Annotated in this window: 17 protein-coding genes; 11 read left to right on the top strand and 6 right to left on the bottom strand. The window is 66.7% G+C overall.

Annotated features, from left to right (window positions below; genetic code table 11):
- Positions 1–24: 24 nt before the first annotated feature.
- From JVH1_RS10625 to couL, 6 genes are all read left to right on the top strand, one after another.
- Positions 25–561: a hypothetical protein gene (locus JVH1_RS10625; RefSeq protein WP_009478166.1), complete on the top strand. Its 537-nt coding sequence runs from the start codon at positions 25–27 to the stop codon at positions 559–561.
- 57 nt (positions 562–618) lie between these two features.
- The gene (locus tag JVH1_RS10630) at positions 619–825 is read left to right on the top strand and encodes a hypothetical protein (protein ID WP_005571421.1); all 207 of its coding nucleotides are present in this window, start codon (positions 619–621) and stop codon (positions 823–825) included.
- Between the two features lie 31 nt (positions 826–856).
- Positions 857–1,012, top strand: a complete 156-nt coding sequence (locus tag JVH1_RS10635; protein ID WP_007299239.1) for a DUF6131 family protein — start codon at positions 857–859, stop codon at positions 1,010–1,012.
- A 117-nt stretch (positions 1,013–1,129) separates the two neighbouring features.
- Positions 1,130–2,296: a dihydro-p-hydroxycinnamoy-CoA dehydrogenase gene (gene couH, locus JVH1_RS10640; protein WP_009478165.1), complete on the top strand. Its 1,167-nt coding sequence runs from the start codon at positions 1,130–1,132 to the stop codon at positions 2,294–2,296.
- 128 nt (positions 2,297–2,424) lie between these two features.
- A complete protein-coding gene (gene couT, locus JVH1_RS10645; RefSeq protein ID WP_009478164.1) occupies positions 2,425–3,753 on the top strand; it encodes a p-hydroxycinnamate MFS transporter in 1,329 nt (442 codons plus the stop codon).
- Positions 3,754–3,807: 54 nt separating this feature from the next.
- Positions 3,808–5,343 carry a p-hydroxycinnamoyl-CoA synthetase gene (couL, locus tag JVH1_RS10650; RefSeq protein WP_009478163.1) on the top strand — a complete coding sequence of 512 codons (1,536 nt, stop codon included), beginning with the start codon at positions 3,808–3,810 and terminating at the stop codon, positions 5,341–5,343.
- A 258-nt stretch (positions 5,344–5,601) separates the two neighbouring features.
- Here couL and JVH1_RS10655 read toward each other — a convergent pair whose 3' ends face one another.
- From JVH1_RS10655 to couR, 5 genes are all read right to left on the bottom strand, one after another.
- Positions 5,602–7,371, bottom strand: coding sequence for a CocE/NonD family hydrolase (locus JVH1_RS10655; RefSeq protein ID WP_009478162.1), 1,770 nt, complete (start codon positions 7,369–7,371; stop codon positions 5,602–5,604).
- Positions 7,368–8,693, bottom strand: a complete 1,326-nt coding sequence (locus JVH1_RS10660) for an MFS transporter (RefSeq protein ID WP_009478161.1) — start codon at positions 8,691–8,693, stop codon at positions 7,368–7,370. The genes JVH1_RS10655 and JVH1_RS10660 overlap by 4 nt, the downstream gene beginning before the upstream one ends.
- Positions 8,694–8,865: 172 nt before the next feature.
- Entirely contained in the window at positions 8,866–9,774 is a 909-nt protein-coding gene (locus tag JVH1_RS10665) for a LysR family transcriptional regulator (protein ID WP_043781153.1), read from the bottom strand.
- Positions 9,775–9,780: 6 nt separating this feature from the next.
- Entirely contained in the window at positions 9,781–10,257 is a 477-nt protein-coding gene (locus JVH1_RS10670; protein ID WP_009478158.1) for a DUF3237 domain-containing protein, read from the bottom strand.
- 8 nt (positions 10,258–10,265) lie between these two features.
- Positions 10,266–10,706 carry a MarR family transcriptional repressor CouR gene (gene couR, locus JVH1_RS10675; protein ID WP_009478157.1) on the bottom strand — a complete coding sequence of 147 codons (441 nt, stop codon included), beginning with the start codon at positions 10,704–10,706 and terminating at the stop codon, positions 10,266–10,268.
- A gap of 114 nt (positions 10,707–10,820) precedes the next feature.
- Here couR and couN point away from each other — a divergent pair, with 114 nt between their 5' ends.
- The 3 genes from couN to couM are packed head-to-tail and all read left to right on the top strand — an operon-like array spanning position 10,821 to position 13,125.
- Positions 10,821–11,732 carry a 4-hydroxyphenyl-beta-hydroxyacyl-CoA dehydrogenase gene (gene couN, locus JVH1_RS10680; protein ID WP_009478156.1) on the top strand — a complete coding sequence of 304 codons (912 nt, stop codon included), beginning with the start codon at positions 10,821–10,823 and terminating at the stop codon, positions 11,730–11,732.
- A complete protein-coding gene (gene couO, locus JVH1_RS10685; RefSeq protein ID WP_371112976.1) occupies positions 11,729–12,619 on the top strand; it encodes a 4-hydroxyphenyl-beta-ketoacyl-CoA hydrolase in 891 nt (296 codons plus the stop codon). The genes couN and couO overlap by 4 nt, the downstream gene beginning before the upstream one ends.
- 32 nt (positions 12,620–12,651) lie before the next feature.
- Positions 12,652–13,125, top strand: coding sequence for a p-hydroxycinnamoyl-CoA hydratase (gene couM, locus JVH1_RS10690; protein ID WP_009478153.1), 474 nt, complete (start codon positions 12,652–12,654; stop codon positions 13,123–13,125).
- A 66-nt stretch (positions 13,126–13,191) separates the two neighbouring features.
- On the opposite strand, the gene JVH1_RS10695 is transcribed toward couM, so the two are convergent.
- Positions 13,192–13,371, bottom strand: a complete 180-nt coding sequence (locus JVH1_RS10695; protein ID WP_005243850.1) for a hypothetical protein — start codon at positions 13,369–13,371, stop codon at positions 13,192–13,194.
- Positions 13,372–13,715: 344 nt separating this feature from the next.
- Between JVH1_RS10695 and JVH1_RS10700 the strand changes: the two genes are divergently transcribed.
- Both JVH1_RS10700 and JVH1_RS10705 read left to right on the top strand, forming a co-directional pair.
- Positions 13,716–14,480 carry a pirin-like bicupin family protein gene (locus tag JVH1_RS10700; RefSeq protein WP_009478152.1) on the top strand — a complete coding sequence of 255 codons (765 nt, stop codon included), beginning with the start codon at positions 13,716–13,718 and terminating at the stop codon, positions 14,478–14,480.
- Positions 14,481–14,571: 91 nt separating this feature from the next.
- Positions 14,572–15,540, top strand: coding sequence for an intradiol ring-cleavage dioxygenase (locus JVH1_RS10705; RefSeq protein ID WP_009478151.1), 969 nt, complete (start codon positions 14,572–14,574; stop codon positions 15,538–15,540).
- The last annotated feature ends 25 nt before the right edge of the window (positions 15,541–15,565 follow it).

The following is a 15,565-nucleotide window of genomic DNA, read 5'->3' on the forward strand; positions in this document are numbered from 1 at the left end:
CAACACAACCGCTGGGAGTAACCAATGGACACCATGACTGTCATCTGGATCATCGTCGCGATCGTCGTCGTTCTCGCCCTGATCGCGCTGGCCGTTGCGGCATCGCGCAAGCGGAACCAGCGCCACCGTCAGCAGGCCGACAGCATCCGCGCAAACGCGCAGGAGCAGACGTCCGTCGTCGAGAAGCGCGAGGCGATCGCGGAGGAAACTGCAGCCAACGCCAGAAGGGCTCAAGCAGAAGCCGAGGCCAAGGCGGCAGAGGCCAAGAGACTGCAGGTCGATGCGCAGACGCATCAGAACACGGCGACCACGTCCCGTGACGACCTGAAGCACGAGTGGCAGCGCGCCGACGAGCTCGATCCCGACGTCAAGAAGACGGACACTGCGACAAACGACGCCAGGGCCACCGATGCTCGAACCACGGGAGCGGGGGCCACGAACACTCGGGCCACCGACGCTCGAACCACGGGCGCAGGGCCTGCCAACGGTCGCCCCAACGGCACGGACTCCACGAATACTCATGGAGCACACGCGAAGCCGACCGACACGTCGTCGACATAGCATTCGAGTACGACATGTGCACCGGCTCGGCGCCGGTGCCCACACGGGAGGTCGGAAATGCGTATCGGACGGCTCGTGACGCTCATCGTGATCATCTGGCTGATCATCGGCGCCGTTGCCGTGTGGCAGCGCGGTTACTTCAAGGACACGACGGCCGATTGCGCCAGCGCCGGAACGATCGCGGTCACCGTGATCGCCGGCCCACTCAACTACGCGGGTGTGAACCCGAAGATCGATTGTGAAGTGCCGCAACCGAGTCAGTAGTTCCAGACCGTCAACCGAAAGAGGGAAGACCGTGATCGTTCTCGGGATCATCCTGCTCGTCATCGGCCTCGTCGCGGGGATTTCCATCCTCACGACGATCGGAATCATCCTTCTCGTCATCGGCCTCGTGCTACTCGTGCTGGGCACGACGGGCCGCGCGGTCGGCGGGCGGAAGTACTGGTATTGACGCCCGGCGCCCATTCGCCAGACATAATCAATCATTGACATTATCAATGATTGATAGATAGGTTCCTTTCGAGTATGCATGCGTGCGCCGCACGTGTGCCGTCGAAAGGAACCTCGCATGTCTTCGGTTGCACTGGAACGGACCATCTTCGACGCCGATCACGATGCGTTCCGGGAAACGGTGCGCCGGTTCGCCGAACGTGACGTGGCCCCGCATCTTCGTGACTGGGCCGAGGCGGGACAGGTGGACCGGGACCTCTACCGTCAGGCCGGCAAGCTCGGGCTCCTCGGGATCGACGTCGAGGAACGATTCGCCGGCGGCGGCATCGACGACTTCCGTTTCAACGCCATCGTCATCGAAGAGCTCTGCCGCGTCGGGGCCCCCGCCGTGGTGATGGGCCTGGCGGGCATCAACGACCTCGTGACGCCGTACCTCGTCTCGCTGGCGAACGAGGAGCAGAAGCATCGGTTCCTGACTCCCTTGTGCACCGGCGAGAAGATCGGCGCCATCGCCATGACCGAGCCGGGGGCGGGTAGCGACCTGGCCGCGATCTCCACGACCGCCCTCCCCGACGGCGACGACCTGGTCCTCAACGGCACCAAGATCTTCATCAGCAACGGAATGCTCGCCGACTTCGTGATCGTCGTGGCCAAGACGGATCCGGCGGCGGGCAAGAAGGGCGTGAGCCTGCTGGTGGTCGAAGACGGGATGGCCGGCTTCACCCGCAACGGACCGTTGCACAAGATCGGCCTGACCGCACAGGACACCGCCGAGCTGGTGTTCGACGACGTCCGCGTCCCCCGCGAGAACGTCCTGGGCGAGCCGAACGACGGCTTCGGCTACCTGCGCCACAATCTGCCCCAGGAACGCCTCAGCGTGGCCGTCACGTCCATGGCGTCGATGCGACGCACGTTCGACCAGGCTCTGACGTACAGCTGCGACCGCACAGCGTTCGGCCGGCGGGTGGCCGACTTCCAGGCCAACCGCTTCTACCTCGCGGAACTCGCCACCGAGATCGAGATCGCGCAGTGCTTCACGGACCGCTGCATCCTCGACGCCGCCAACGGCACGCTCGACGAGGTGACCGCGGCGATGGCCAAATGGTGGATCACCGAGCTGCAGCAACGGGTCGTCCAGCGCGCGGTTCAACTGCACGGCGGGTACGGATACATGCGCGAGTACGACGTCGCCCAGGACTATCTCGACTGCCGCGGCGGGCCGATCTACGCGGGGACCACCGAGATCATGAAGGAAATCATCGGGCGCAAGCTCACGCGTGCCTGACGGGTGCAGTTACCACAGAAGCGTTGGCGATCTCTTCCATTGACAAGTTCAATGATTAATGTTTAATTGTGATCCGCGCTACACACGCGATCCGCTCTGTTGTCCCACGCTTCGGCCAAGGAGTATCGATGACGGTCACCGCCACCGCCGGCACCATGTCGGCCACCCAACGCAAGAAGGAAGTTCGCAGGGTGATCCTGTCGAGCTACCTGGGCAGCACCATCGAGTTCTACGACTTCCTGCTCTACGCCACCGCAGCGTCCCTCGTCTTCGGCCCGGTGTTCTTCGCCGATCTGGACCCCCTGGCCGCGAGCATCGCGTCGATGGGAACGTTCGCCGCCGGCTACGTCGCGCGCCCCCTGGGCGGAATCGTCTTCGGTCACTTCGGGGACACCGTCGGCCGCAAGGCCATGCTGCTGATCTCGATGACCGTCATGGGCATCGCCTCGTTCGCGATCGGGCTCATTCCCCCGCCGGAGATGATCGGCTCCTGGGCCGCGGTGATCCTCGTCCTCCTCCGCGTCTGCCAGGGACTCGCCGTCGGCGGCGAATGGGGTGGCGCAGCGCTGATGTCGCTCGAGCACGCCGAATCCGGCAAGCGCGGTTTCGCCGCGGCGTTCACCAACGCGGGCGCCCCCACCGGCGCACTGCTCGGCACGCTCGCGCTGGCGGCCGTGTCACTTCTCCCCGACGAGCAGTTCCTGACCTGGGGCTGGCGCATCCCGTTCCTGATTTCGGCGTTCATGCTGGCCCTCGGCCTGTTCATCCGGTCCAAGGTGTCGGAGAGCCCGCTGTTCACGGCGGCGCTGAAGGAATCCGCGAAGAAGGAAACCACCCCGCCCATCGTCACCATCCTGAAGCGGCCCCGCGCGGTCGTCGTGGCGTCGATGAGCTGCATCGCGAGCTTCGGAATGCAAACCGCGTTCACCACGTTCGCCATCACCTACGCCGTGTCGAGCGGCGCCGCGCGGTCCGACGCGCTACTGGCGTTCTCCTTCTGCCAGTTCTGCGCGATCTTCCTGGTCCTCGGATCGGCGCGACTGTCCGACCGGATCGGCCGCCGCCCGGTCATGCTCGCGGGACTCGGCGCGATGATCCTCAGCGTCTACCCACTCTTCCTGCTGCTGAGCACGGGACAGTTCCTGTTCATCGCGCTCGCCTTCGTCGGCTACACCATCTGCCACTCGTCCACCTACGGTCCGATGGCCGCGTTCATCTCCGAGCAGTTCGGCACCCGGGCGCGCTACACCGGTGCGTCGCTCGGATATCAGCTGGCCACCCTCATCGGTGCGGGATTCACCCCCGTCATCCTGGCGTCGCTGTTCGCGTCGTCCGGTAAATCGATCCTCCCCGTCGGGCTGTTCATCATCGCACTGTGCGTGGTCAGCGCCGTCTTCCTCGTCGCGACGAAGGAGAGCAAGGACAACGACCTGACCGCCGACACCCCGTCGGCCTGACACACCACCCCGCTACAAGCTCGAGAGTAGTTTCGAAGAGAACGAGGAGTCACCATGGACAACGAAGGCATCGGCTCGTGGCTCGAGCGCCGCATCACCATGACGCCGAAGAACGAGGCGCTCGTCTTCGACGGACGGGCCGTCACGTACGAGGAGATGGCTCTGCGGACACGCCGACTCGCCCACGGCCTGCGCGCCCTCGGCGTCGAGAAGGGTGACTGCGTCGGCTTCTTCGGGTTCAACGACCCGGCAGCGCTCGAGGTGATGTTCGCGGCCGGGCTGCTCGGCGCCACGTATCTCCCGCTCAATGCACGCCTCACCGCCGAGGAAGCGCGCTTCGTGCTCGGCGATTCACGCTGCACCACAGTGATCTTCGGCGATCTGCAGGCCGACGTCGCGCAGGAGCTGGCGCAGTCGGACACCCCGGTCACCACCTGGATCGGCCTGGGCGGCTCGTGGTCCACCCACACGTACGAGGGCGTGCGCGCCGGGCAGCCGGACACCCGCATCGACGAACAGGTCGGCCTCGACGACCTGTCCGTACTGATGTACTCGTCGGGCACCACCGGCGCACCGAAAGGCGTCATGCTCAGCCATGGCAACATGCTGTGGAACGCACTGAACCAGCTTCTCGCCCAGGACATGACGTCGAAGGAACGCACACTGTCGGTGGCGCCGCTGTTCCACATCGGCGGGATCGGCGGTGCTGTCACACCGACACTGCTCAACGGCGGCACCGTGGTGCTGCTGCGCAAGTTCGATGCCGGCGTCGTCCTCGACACGATCGAGAAGGAACGCATCACCACCTTCTTCGCCGTCCCCACGATGATCCAGGAACTCTGGCACCACCCCCGGTTCGCGGACGCCGACCTGTCCAGCCTGCGGGCCATCTGCGTCGCCGGGGCTCCCCTGCCCGAAGCGCTCATCTCCCCGTGGCAGGACCGGGACGTCGCGATCACGCAGGCGTACGGCCTGACGGAGACCGCGCCGTCGGTGACCATGCTGTCGAGTGCGGACGTGCGCACCAAGATCGGTTCCGCCGGTAAGCGGACGTTCTTCACCGACGTCGACGTCGTACGCCCGGACGGGTCGAGCGCCGAACCGAACGAGATCGGCGAGATCGTCGCCAAGGGCCCGAACGTGATGCTCGGCTACCTGAATCAGCCCGAGGCGACCGCCCGCACCATCGTCGACGGCTGGCTGCACACCGGCGACGCCGGCTACTTCGACGATGAAGGCTTCCTCTTCATCTGCGACCGCTACAAGGACATGTACATCTCGGGCGGCGAGAACGTCTACCCCGCCGAGGTCGAGGCTGCGCTGCTGAAACTGGACGGCATCCGGGAGGCGGCGGTCATCGGCGTCCCCCACGAGAAGTGGGGTGAGACCGGCATGGCCTTCGTCGTCGCCGCCGACGGCACGACACTCGACGAGGAGACGGTCCGCGCCCGGCTGCGAGAAAAGCTCGCGGGGTTCAAGATTCCCACATTCATCCAGATCGCGGAGGCACTCCCCCGCACCGCCACCGGTAAGATCCGCAAACCCGACCTGCGCAAGCTTGCCGCTTCGCAGCCTGTGAGTACTTCTTGACCCGGGCGGTTAACAAGTACTCACGAGCGCGTCAGCCACCAGGTTCACGGCACGCGACCACAACTGCTCGACGACGCCCATCTCGACTGGGTCCGCCGGCAGCGCGCCGACGTTCCGTTGATGACCAGCGTCTGCACCGGTTCCCTGGTCTACGCAAAAGCCGGCCTGCTGAAAGGCAAGCCGGCTGCGACGCATGCCGCTTCGCGACCTGTGAGTACTTGTTAACCGCCCGCGGTTAACAAGTACTCACAGGGCGCGTCAGCGCACCACGGACAGCGACACGCGGCTGGGGTGACGCGGTCCCGTGTGCACGGTCTGGTGGGCGACCACGGATTCCGATGATTCGTAGGCGGATTCGCCGGTGTTGAGGTTGCGGTCCCAGCGGGGATGATTGCTGGACGTCACGTGGACCCGGATCCGCTCGCCCGGCTGGAACGTGACGGCCGTGGACCACAGGTCGATCGCGTACTCGTACACCTCCCCGGGCACGAGCAGGCTCGGTTCGGTGGACGTGTACGTCCCGGGGGTGCGGTAGGAGTCGCGGTAGCGGGCCCGCACCATGCCGTCGGTGAGCGTGATCGACGTGCCGTCCGCGGTCACCCGGCACAGTCGCACGACGAAATCGGTGTCGATCGCGCTGGACGACGCGAACAGCGTCGCGGACACCCGGCCGATCACCGTCAACGGCTCGGTGAGTGCCTCACCGGTGAAGACGAGAACGTCGTCGCGGGATTCGACGCGGCTCTGTTCCAGTGCGCCGGGCGCGAACGTTCCCGGCATCATCGTCGCCCCACCGACCGTCGGCACCGGATCCGCCGGGTCGTAGTCGTAGTCGACGCGCCCGTCGGTGTCCTCCGCGTCCGCGACGAGGGTTCCGCCTGGAGCGAGGAAGAGTTCGGCCGTCCGCGCGGGTTCCGGGAAGCGGTCGTACGTCCGCCACCGGTTCTCCCCCATCACGAAGATCCGGACGCGGGGCATGGTGGGTTCCTCGTCGCGGAGCACCGACGCGTACCACTGCGCGTGGACCGACGACAGGTCCTGACCCGAATCGAGCACCGCCTGATTCGCGGGACTTCCGAACACGACCGACCCACCGAGCCCGGAGAAGTTGGTGTGACTCCACGGGCCCACGATCAGGTACGGCGCGGGGGCCGCCCCGGAATCACTGTGCGCCAGTTGGCCGAAGTACTGGTCGAGGGTGCTGTTCACGAAGATGTCGTACCACCCGCCGATGTGCAGTGAGGGGAGGTCGACGGCCCGATCGCTCGCGCTGTCCCACAGGTCGCGGGTGGGGTGATCGATCGGGAATCCGAGCGATTCGACGATCGGCGACGCGAAGAACGCCGGGGCGTCGGCGGCCATGTCGCGGACGGGGAGGGTGTCGAGGAACGTGTCCTCCGACATCGCCCGATCGATCCGGGCCCACGCCGCCCATTCGCGTTCGGCGCGGACGGGATCGGTGCGGGACAGTTTCGCGATCTCGGCCGGTCCGGCCGAGTGGTGCCCCCACCCGAGCCGGGCACCGAATTCCATCGCGCCACCGCGCACGAGTCCACCGGACCGCGCATTGCCGCCTGCGGAGATGCCCGGGGCGATACCGCGCAGGGCCGGCGGCTTCTCCTGGGCTGCACGCCACTGGGTTTCGGCGAAGTACGACCGCCCCCACATGCCCACGGCGCCGGTCGAGTACGGCAGTTCGGCGGCCCACTGAATCGTGTCGTAACCGTCCGGACCTTCGTTCTCGGACGGCACGAACTCGCCGTCCGAGCCGAACCTGCCGCGGACGTCCTGCATGATCACGACGAATCCGGCGGCCGCGACGGTGGTGGGGTTGAGGTAGCCCGAGTTCACGGACAGGTCGCGGCCGTACGGGGTGCGGGTGAGCAGTACAGGGAAGCGTCCGGATCCGTTCGGGCGGTATACGGTCGAGCGCAGAACCACCCCGTCCCGCATCGTCGCCTCGATGTCGTTCTCGATCAGTACATCGTGTTTCACAGGTTCGGTCACTTTCGACGGGAGTTCGGTCATTTGCCGAGGTCGGTGGTGCTGGTCCGGTAGGTTTCGCGGACTGTGAGCGTGGTGAGTGCGCTGACCAGGCAGCAGCACGCGGTGAACACGGCCACCGGGATCCAGCCGTTCGGTCCGGGCCGGACGAGCGCCGCGGCGATGGTGGGGGCGAATCCGGTGGCCACCAGCGCCAGCTGCCCGGAGATCGCCATGCCCGAATAACGGATGCGCGTCTCGAACATCTCGGCGTACAGCGCGGGACCGACGGCGTTGACGAGCGAGTAGCCGGCCACCATCACGACGCACGCCGTGATCAGGATCAGGGCTGTCGAACGCTGGCTGACCGCCCAGAAGAATCCGGAGATGGCGACGGCGCAGACGAGGTTGCCGGTGATGAAGATCGGCTTGCGTCCGATCCGGTCGGCGAGAATCCCCGCGGCGGGCTGGGCCACGAGCGCGAGTGCGGCGGTGAGCACGGTAGCGCCGACCATGACGGTCCGGGACACACCGGCCTCGTGGGTGCCCCACGAGAGGGCGAAGGCACTGAAGATGGTGGAGACCACCGCGAACAGTCCGCACCCGACGACCCGCAGCACGCTCGGCCAGTGGTCGCGGAAGATCACCTTCGCCGGCATCTCCTTCGGCTCGTCGGTCGACACGGCCTCCTCGAACACCTCGCTCTCGGGCAGCATCCGGCGGATCACGAGCCCGGCGAGTGCGACGAAGATGCTGAGCAGGAACGGGATACGCCATCCCCAGCTGAGGAAGGCGTCCTCGGGCAGTCCGGAGAACACGAGGACGACCAGCGACGCCAGCAGCATTCCTGCGGCGGCGCCGGTGTTCACCCAGCTGGCCGCGAGCGCCCGGCGGTGGGCGGGTGCGTGTTCGAGCGCCAGGGACGCGGCTCCCGCCGATTCGCCTGCCGCCGACGCGCCCTGAACGGCCCGGAGCAGCACCAGCAGGATCGGTGCTGCGACGCCGATCGCCCCGTATGTCGGCAGGCAGCCGATGAGCGACGTGGCCACACCCATCATCACGAGCGTGACCACCAGCATCCGCTTACGCCCGAGCGTGTCTCCGAAGTGCCCGAAGACGAGGGCTGCGAGAGGTCGGACGACGTAACCGATTCCGATGGTCGCCATCGACACGATGGTCCCCCAGAACGAGCTGAGGTCCGGGAAGAACAGGGTGTTGAACGCGAGCGCGGAGAAGGAGGCGTAGATGAAGAAGTCGTAGTACTCGAGTGTGCTGCCCACGAATGAGGCCAGGGCTGCCCGGCGCGCGTGGGGCGATCGGACGCTGGTGTCGGCGCGTACGACGCGGCCGTCGAATGTGGAAGTCATGTGGTTCCTACCTGAATGTGAAGGGCATCCGGGAGTTCGGAGAGGCCTCGAGGCGGGTGCGGCACCGGGGATCGGAGTTGTCCAGGTCACATCCGCTGCCACCGAGGGAGACTCTGCCAAAGAAACCGATCACCGTCCAAGAGCAGTATCGGTAGTGATTGATAAGCGATCGTTATTGCTCGTCGGCGAGGGCGTCCGGCGACGGCAGCACCTCGGCAGCGAGGTCGAGAACCGTCTGCACGACGGGCGATACGGGACGGTCCGACCAGGCCAGCGCGGCCCGGACTTCGTATCGGCCGGCATCGAGGGGAACGAGCACCACGCGATTGGGATACGTCTGGACGTCACCCGGCACGAGCGCCACACCGACCCCCGCCGCGACGAGGGCGGTCAGCACGATGCCGTCGGTGGTCTCCTGCACGATGTTCGGCGTGAACCCGGCGTCCCGGCACGCGGCGAGCAGATCGCGGCGGAGAGTGGATCCGGTGGCGGCGGGATTCGCGACGAACGTTTCGTCGCGCAGTTCCGCGAGGTCGATCGACTTCCGTTCGGCGAGTGGGTGATCGCTCGGGAGCAGCGCACTGAGGTACTCCACCGAGATCTGCCGCGTGAGCACATGGGGGTGGGACACCGCGTCCGAGACGATGCCGAGGTCGAGTTGTCCCTCCCAGATTTCGTCGAGGATCTGCCCGCTGACCGTCGCCCCCTCGAGGACGAGATCGATCAGGGGGTACCGGCGGCGCACCGATCGTGCCAGAGAGGACAATTCGGTCTGCCCGTAGGCGCCGCTGAAACCGACCCGGACGCGACCCTCGACCGCCGGATCCGCGATCACCGCGGCATCGACGGCGCGAACGATTCCGGCGAGCGCGTCCTTGCACGGCTGCAGGAAGCGCTCCCCCGCCGCGGTGAGCCGGACCGATCGCGTGGTGCGGTCGAACAGTTTCACGCCGAGGCGCTTCTCGAGTTGCTGCACCTGCTGGCTCACGGCCGGTTGCGCGATGTGCAGCACCTCGGCCGCCCGGCCGTAGTTGAGTTCTTCGGCGACCGCGACGAACGACTTCATCCAGCGGATTTCCATGGCCGGTCAGTCCACCACGAACACCGCGAGTCGTACCTCGCCGGGGAGGCGTTCGCCGGTGCCGACGAGGATCCGCGAGCGCAGCCACGACCACCGGCCCTCGGCGGCGGTGAGCCGTGGGGTGCAGCGGAAGTAGACGCGCTCGGGCGGGACGGCCTCGCCGTCGACCAGCCGGGCGATGTCTTCGGCGGTGCCCGAGCGCAGCCCGAAGTTGGTGACGTAGATGCGGTCGCCGTCGTCGGTCTCGATGACGTACTTGGCCTCGAGCTCGGTGAGCGTGGACGAGCTGAGCAGCTGGAAGTCCGCCCCGACCGGCAGCACGGTGCCCCGCAGCTCGGGGCCCTCGACCCGGCCACCGACGATGGGGATGATGCGCCGTGTGCCTTCGGGCGTGGACCCGATCTCCACCGGCTCGGCCACCTCCACGACGAAGGTGGCGAGGAACGACATGCCGGGCGGTGCCGGGGTGAGGAGCTCGGTCATCGCGCGCGCTACTCCACGAAGGTGGGAAAGGCGATGCTCTGCAACGTGTCCCGCATCTGATTCACGACCGTGTCGGGGATGCCCTCGAAGTAGCGTCCGTGCGCGGCGTCGACGCGCGCCTTCGCGTCGTCGCGGAGCCGGCGCCCTTCCTCGGTGGCGGCGATCAGTTTGTTGCGGCGATCCGAGGGGTCGAGGGTGCGCACGACGAGTCCGCGTTCCTCGAGTTCGTCGACCAGACCCACGATCTGACTGGGGTCGAGACCCATGGTGGCGGCCACACCGCGCTGGTTGACGCCCTCGGCCTGCTCACAGGCGAGGACCAGGACCGAGTAGGAGCGCACCCGCAGACCCGTGGGTACGAGGGCTTTGTTCACCGCGCCCAGCACCATTCCGCCGACGCGCGAGAGCAGGAACCCGATGTCGTCTGATAACGCCTGCGACTCTGCCATGCGACGACCCCCTTCTGATGATTGTCGGTAGAGTAGCAGACCTTAATCATTGACATTCTCAATCATCAATGATTACGTGTGATTCAGCGAACACGACCTTAGGAGAATCACGACATGGACCTCAGCAACAAAGTCGCCGTAGTCACCGGCAGCGGACAGGGCCTCGGACTGGCATACGCCAAGGACCTGGTGCGCCACGGCGCCGCGGTCGTGATCAACGACGTCAACCAGGCCACCGCCGACGCCGCCGTCGCCGAGATCACCGCCGCGGGCGGCCGGGCCGTCGCCGTCGTCGCCCCGGTCGGCAGCACCGAAACCGCCCAGAAAGTGGTCGCCGGCGCGATCGACGCGTTCGGACGCCTCGACGTCATGGTCACCAACGCAGGCATCCTCCGCGACAAGGTGCTGTGGAAGATGACCGACGACGACTTCGATGCCGTGATCACTGTGCATCTGCGCGGGACGTTCACCTGCGTCCGTGAAGCGGTCCTGAAGTTCCGCGAGCAGGGCGACGGTGGTCGCATCATCTGCATCGGCTCCCCCGCCGGTCAGCGCGGCAACTTCGGGCAGACCAACTACTCGGGCGCCAAGTCCGGCATCGTCGGCATGGTCCGCACGTGGGCGATGGAACTGCAGCGTGCGGGCATCACCGCCAACGCCGTCTGCCCCGTCGCCGCGACCGCGATGACCGAGACCGTCCCGTTCCTCGCCCCCTACATCGAGGGCATGAAGAACGGCGAGCCGCTGCCCGACATCATCCGCCGCGAGGTGGGCCTGGGCACCCCCGAGGACGCCGCTGGCATCATCTCGTTCCTCGCGTCCGACGCGGCAGCCGAGATCACCGGACAGGCGTTCGCCGTCGGTGGCGACCGCCTCGCGTTGTGGTCGCACCCCGACCTGACCGCGGTCGAGTACCACGACGGTGGCTGGTCGGCCGACGACATCGCGGCTCAGTGGGCCGGCACGTTCGGCGACGCCGTCCAGTCCGTCGGCGAGGAATTCCCCGAGGAGCTGATGGCGAAGTGAGCCGCTACGAGTACGGCATCGACTTCGACAAGATCGACGCCATCGACATCCACACCCACGTCGAGATCGACGGCTGCGGCCACCGGTCCCTCGACGACGAACTGATGGCCGCCTCGGAGAAATACTTCAAGTCCGGCGAGGAACGCACCCCGTCCATCGACGCGATCGCCGACCACTACCGTGCCCGCAACATGGCCGCGGTCGTGTTCACCGTCGACGCGGCCTCGGCCAGCGGACACCCCACCAACTCGGTCGAGGAGATCGCCGAGGGCGCGGCCCGCCACAACGACGTCCTGATCCCCTTCGGATCCGTCGACCCCTGGCAGGGCAAGGCGGCCGTGCGGCGCGTGCACCGGCTCGTCGACGACTACGGCGTGAAGGGGTTCAAGTTCCACCCCAGCATGCAGGGATTCGAACCGAACGACCGGCAGTTCTACCCGCTCTACGAGGCCATCACCGAGGCCGGGGTCCCCGCCCTGTTCCACACCGGTCAGACCGGGATCGGCGCCGGGCTGCCCGGCGGCCACGGCATCAAACTGCGCTACTCCGACCCGATGCTGCTCGACGACGTCGCCGCCGACTTCCCCGACCTCACCGTGATCATGGCGCACCCGTCGGTGCCGTGGGTCGACTCGCAGATCTCCATCGCCACCCACAAGGCCAACGTCTTCATCGACCTGTCCGGGTGGTCGCCGAAGTACTTCCCGCCGCAGCTGGTCAAGGCCGCCAACAGCATGCTCCGCGGCAAGGTGCTGTTCGGCTCCGACTTCCCCGTCGTCCAGGTCGACCGCTGGATGAAGGACTTCGCGAACCTCGACATCAAACCCGAGGTCGCGCCCCTGATCTTCAAGCAGAACGCGCTGCGCGTTCTCGGCATCAAGCACTGACCCTGCCCCACCGAACCACCAGGAGACTCATCGTGACCACCGCAACCACCACCCGGGTCGCCACCCTCGCCGACCTCGCCGCACTCGAGGGCCGGCCGCTGGGCACCAGCTCGTGGATCGACATCCCCCAGCAGCGGATCAACACGTTCGCCGACGCCACCGACGACCACCAGTGGATCCACGTCGACCCCGAGCGCGCCAAGGCGGAGAGCCCGTTCGGCGGGCCCATCGCCCACGGCTACCTGACGTTGTCGCTGATCATCCCCATGTGGGACGAGATCCTGACCGTCGACAGCGTCACCATGGCCGTCAATTACGGTCTCAACAAGGTCCGATTCACCAACCCCGTGCCCGCCGAGGGACGCGTCCGCCTGAACGCGACGCTGCAGTCCGTCGAGGAGCTGCCCAAGGGCGGCGTCCAGGTGACCGTCGCCGGGCAGATCGAACTCGAGGGCAGCGAGCGTCCCGCGGTCGTCGTCGAGGCCGTGTACCGCTTCTTCGAGTGACCCACCTGTGAGTACTTGTTAACCGCCCGCGGTTAACAAGTACTCACAGGCGCCGAAGGCGCATGCCTACTCGGGGGCCTGGTCGTCGGGCTCGACCTGTTCCGCCTGCTTCCGCTCGGACGCATTGCCCGCGATTCCCTTCGCCTCACGCTCGGCCACCAGCCGGTCTTCCATGTCGTCGACGAGGTCTGCGATCCGCTGGTGCTCGGGGAGGTGCTGATCGTGTCGATCCGAATTCGCCTTCATCACGCTCCTTCCGCTGTGTGCGACGTGCCGCAAATCCTGCGACTTCCGGACGCACAATTCGAACTGTACGCCGCGGGCCCCGCCGAAGCGGGCATTCACGGCGGCACGAACTGGACGCCCGTCTTTCAGGCGTTTCGCACCGTCGATGAAAGCTGTTGCCGAACACGGCCTTACGGGCGCCAGGTACGCCAATCTCGCACTGCGCAACCTCATTTCGCCTTCGACGCGGGTCCTCCACCGCTGCCGGCAGGCGATGAATTCGATGCACAATCGACACCGTCTTGCGAGTACCTGCAGCCGGCACCTCGTACTCTGGACCGGGTACCACCCGAAGGAGGACCGATATGCCAGCAGTCACCACACCTCATGTCTATGTTCATCGTGCCGGCGATCGGCTGAAAACCAAGATTTCCTGGTTGGATTCGAAGCACTCGTTCTCCTTCGGCCAGCACTACGACCCCGACAACACACACCACGGGCTGCTCCTCGTGAACAACGACGACACCGTGCTCCCCGGTCAGGGATTCGACACGCATCCGCACAAGGACATGGAGATCGTCACGTGGGTGCTGCGCGGCTCGCTCGTGCATCAGGATTCGATCGGCCACTCCGGCATCATCTATCCCGGCCTTGCGCAACGCATGAGCGCAGGCAAGGGCATCATGCATTCCGAGAAGAACGACAGCTGGCGCCTCGAGGGTGAGCAGCATCACGAGCCGGTGCATTTCGTCCAGATGTGGGTGGTACCCGACGAAGCCGGCCTCACTCCGAGCTACGAACAACTCGAGATCGAGGACGAGATCCTCAAGGGCGGGCTGGTGCCCGTTGCGTCCGGAATGCCTGAATACAAGGACAATTCGGCGATCCGGATCAACAACAAGCACGCGGCCCTGCATGTCGCGCGACTCTTTCCAGGCGCATCGGTGACGCTTCCCGAAGCGCCGTTCCTCCACGTGTTCGTCGCCCGGGGCACCGCGGAGATGGAGGGTGTCGGCACCCTGTACGAGGGGGACGCCGTCCGTTTGAGCGCCTCCGGTGGCCAGCAGGTCACCTCGCACTCCGGCGCCGAGGTCCTCGTCTGGGAGATGCACGCCCGCCTCGGCGGGTGAGTTCCCAGCAAGTTCACAGCTCGACGGCACGCTGCGCGCAGGTTCGTGCGCCACGATCGGGTCACAGCCCGATCATGGAGAGGTACGCACAGTGAACAAGGACGTCGAGAAGAGCCGTCTGCGCATCAGCCGCCGCCGCGCGCTGGCGGTCGGAGGAACGGTGAGCCTGGGTGGGCTCATCGCCGCCTGCACCGGGAACGGGAGCAGCAGCACGTCGGCGTCGGCCACGTCGACCGCAGCCGCATCCAGTGCCGCGACGACCAGCGCCGACACGGTGAGCGCCCTGCTCGACCAGGCCCCGCAGTGCGTCATGGCCGTCGAGGAGACGCAGGGACCGTACTGGTTCGACGTCGACTCGATCCGCAGCGACATCCGCGAGGACCGGCCGGGCACGAAGCTGCAGCTCGCACTGCGGGTGCAGGACCTGACGAACTGTTCCGCGGACGGCTCCGCCGCGGTGGTGAGCAATGCCGTCGTGGAGATCTGGCACTGCGACGCGGGTGGTGTGTACTCGGGCTTCGAGTCGGGTTCGAGGGCCGCGGACCTCAGCGGCAACGGCGCCCCCGCAGGCGCGCCTCCGGTGGGCGGACCCGGTGGCGGCGGCCAGCCCCCGGCCGGTGGTCCCGGTGGTCCCGGAGCGGGTGGTCCCGGTGGGGACATGTCCGGCGGTTCGGGTGAGACGTCCGACGGGTCCTACAGCGTCGGCGACAGCGAGGCCGCCACCACGGACGACGGCACCTACCTGCGCGGCGCCCAGACCACGGACGCGAACGGCATCGCCCAGTTCACCACCATCTTCCCCGGGTGGTACACCGGCCGGACCACGCACATCCACCTGAAGGTGCACATCGACAAGAAGACGGTGCTCACCATCCAGCTGTTCTTCGACGAGGCCCTGCTCGACGAGGTGTACGCGACCGCACCGTATTCCGACCACACCGGACGCGAGAACAACGTGAACAACTCCACCGACAGCATCTACGACGCCGCAGGCCTGCTGACCGTCGCCGAGCAGTCGGACGGCTACCTCGCGGCGATCAACCTCGGCATCGACGTCTGATCGATCCCCGGACCTTTGTTTCGCC

Source organism: Rhodococcus sp. JVH1, assembly GCF_000280725.2.
Classification (GTDB): domain Bacteria; phylum Actinomycetota; class Actinomycetes; order Mycobacteriales; family Mycobacteriaceae; genus Rhodococcus_F; species Rhodococcus_F jostii_A.